A 2,806-nucleotide genomic window follows, 5' to 3' on the forward strand; every position below is an offset into this window, starting at 1 on the left:
GTGCGGGGACCGCTCCGGCCAGGATCGCACGGTACACCCTCTCGGCGTTGCGCCCGTCGTGGAACGCGTGCACGCGTGCGCTGAGTGCGGCGGCGCGATCGGCCCGCCGGCCGTGCTCGGCGGCATCGCCGAGAAGGGCGTCGAGCTGCGCCGTGGTCTGCCCCCACTCCACCGCGCAGTCGTCGCCCGCGACATCGGCATAGGCGCCGTAGAACCCGCGACGCCGCGCGTACTCCTCGACGTCGGGCGCGAGGAAGAGCGTGGGCAGCGGCACCAGTGCGGCGTCGAACGCGAGGGACGAGTAGTCCGTCACGAGTGCATCGAGACCGGGAAGCAGAGGCGTGACGTCGGTCACCAGGTCGCTGCCGAGCGGCAGGACGCGATCGGTCGGAAACGGCGGACGGTACTCGCCCGCGCCGAGCGGATGCGAGCGTACGAGCAGCGTGGCGTCGTGCCGCGTCAGCACGTCGACGATGCTCGTCCACTCGTGGGCGGTCGGCACCGCAGGATCCGGGGCCCCGTCGCGCCAGGTCGGCGCATACAGGACGAATCGTGCCGCCGGCGTCGCCCGCGGCACTGCCCGGCCGATGGCCGCGCGAGCCTCGGCGCGGCGGACAGCAGCGGTGCCGCGCGAGAGCACGTCGACGCGAGGCTCGCCGGTGACCGGCACGTCGGCGTCACGCAGCCCGAACGCGGATTCGAGCCGGCCACGCACGAGATGCGAAGCCGCCGGGAGGATCCGGATGCGCCGCGCGGCGCGGCGGTACATCGTCCGCAGCAGCGTCCTGACGACGCCCGCGGCCGGTGTCGCCGCGATCGCACCCGGCACGCGCAGGGTCTCGGGCGAATCGAGCCCGATGCGCTTGAGCGGGATGCCGTGCCACAGCTGCACCACGAACCCGCCCGACACGGCGTACCTGTTCACATCGCCGAAGCCGTGGGTGACGACGATCACGCGAGCGCGCGCCGTGCGCCACAGCCCCTGCAGCGAACGCTTCGGAACGGCACGGATGCCGCGGGCCGCGGCATCCGTCGCCTCCCGCTTCGAGCCGACCAGCCACACCGCGGGGCGATCGTCGGCGGCCGCAACCTCCCACAGGGCGAGCGCGCCGTCGCCGATGCCGACGGCGCACCCGAACACCCATTCATCGGGTGTGCGGGGCACGAGGAGCGTGAAGATGCGTCCTGCGGCATACAGCGGGATCGTCGCGAGCTTTCGCGCATTCCCCGCGCCGAAAGAGAAGGACGCCATCCCGCGAGCCTACCTGCGAGCCCGTGCCCGGGCTCGCTGACTCGCGAGATGGCGTCCTGTGCGAAGAGCTACTGCTGGAGCGAGCCCAGCGTCACTTCCACCGTCTGCGTCTTGCCGTCGCGGACGAACGTGACCTCTGCCGTGCTTCCCGCTGCCACCGCGCGCACCTGCGCGGTGAGGTCGGTCGCGTCGGTGATCGGCACGCCGTTGAAGCCGGTGACCACGTCGCCCGCCTGCAGGCCGGCGTCGGCCGCCGCACCGCCGTCGGTGACCTCCGCGATGTAGGCGCCGGTGATCGTCGCGTCCTCGACGGATGCCGCGGGCCTCACGTTCGCGCCGAGCAGGCCGTGCGTCGCCTCGCCGCTGTCGATGATCTCGTCGGTGATGCGCTGGACGATGTCGGAGGGAATCGAGAAGCCCACGCCGATCGAGCCCGAGCCGTCCGAGGACGATCCGCCCGCGGTCGCGATGGCGACGTTGATGCCGATCAGCTTGCCGTCCGAGTCGACGAGCGCGCCGCCCGAGTTGCCGGGGTTGATGGCCGCGTCGGTCTGGATCACCGCGATCGAGATGCTCTCGGTCGCCGTCGTCCCCTGGTCGCCCTGGCCGAAGTCGAAGCGGAACGGGCCCTCCTGGCCGTTCTCCTCCTGCGGCTCCTGGTCCTCCGTGTCGCCGCCGTCGGGCGCCGCCGACGACGCGATCGAGATCGACCGGTTGAGCGCGCTGATGATGCCCTCGGTGACGGAGTTCGCCAGGCCCAGCGGGGCGCCGACGGCGACGGTCGTGTCGCCCACGTTGAGCTTGCTCGAGTCCGCGAAGTCGATCGGCGTGAGGCCCTCGGCGTCGGTGAGCTTGATGACGGCCAGGTCGTAGGTCGGGTCGGTGCCGACGACCTCGGCGTCGTAGACGCGGCCGTCGGAGGTGGTCACACGGATCGCCGCATCGCCCGTGGCGCCGTCGAGCGTGACGACGTGGGTGTTGGTGACGACGTAGCCGTCCTCGGTGAGGACGACGCCCGAGCCTGTGCCCGCGCCGGACGAGCCCGTCGCGGCGATGGTGACGACGCTGGGCAGCACCTTCGCGGCGATCGCGGTGGTCTGGTTGACCGACTCGGTGTCGTTCACGGTGACGGTCGTGGGGCCCGCGATGGGCGAGGTGCTCGCCGGCGTGAACCAGTTGACGCCCGCGTAGGCCCCGCCGAGGCCCGCCGCGCCGCCGACGATCGCGGCGGCGACGATGAGTCCGACGACCTTGCCGGCCGCCGTCTGCTTCTTCGGCGCGGTGGTCGTCGTCGAGGCCGGTGCGGCGCCGGTGGCGCCGCCGATCGGAAGAGTCGGCTGGGTGTCCGCCGGGGTGACGCCGAAGGATGCACCCGGTGCGGGGGCCCCGGGCTGCTGCTGGCCGGCGTACGAGTGGGGGTACGGCGCGGGCTGGCCCGCGTAGCCCTGCGGGCGGGCGTATGCCTGCGCACCGGCGGGATAGCCGGCCGGCGGCGCGGGCTGAGCCGGTGCGGCCGGCTGCACGTGCGACGCGGGCTGCGCGGCAGTCTCAGCC

General features: G+C 73.0%; 2 protein-coding genes. Both read right to left on the reverse strand.

Annotated features, from left to right (window positions below):
* On the reverse strand, positions 1 to 1,252 hold a 1,252-nt coding region (locus tag ACI3KX_RS21990; RefSeq protein WP_404911082.1), incomplete at its 3' end, for a CDP-glycerol glycerophosphotransferase family protein.
* 68 nt (positions 1,253 to 1,320) lie between these two features.
* Positions 1,321 to 2,806, reverse strand: a 1,486-nt coding sequence (locus ACI3KX_RS21995; protein ID WP_404911083.1) for a S1C family serine protease, incomplete at its 5' end; no start/stop codon positions are given.

It is taken from the genome of Microbacterium sp. ZW CA_36, assembly GCF_044987475.1.
In the GTDB taxonomy this organism is placed as follows: Bacteria; Actinomycetota; Actinomycetes; order Actinomycetales; family Microbacteriaceae; genus Microbacterium.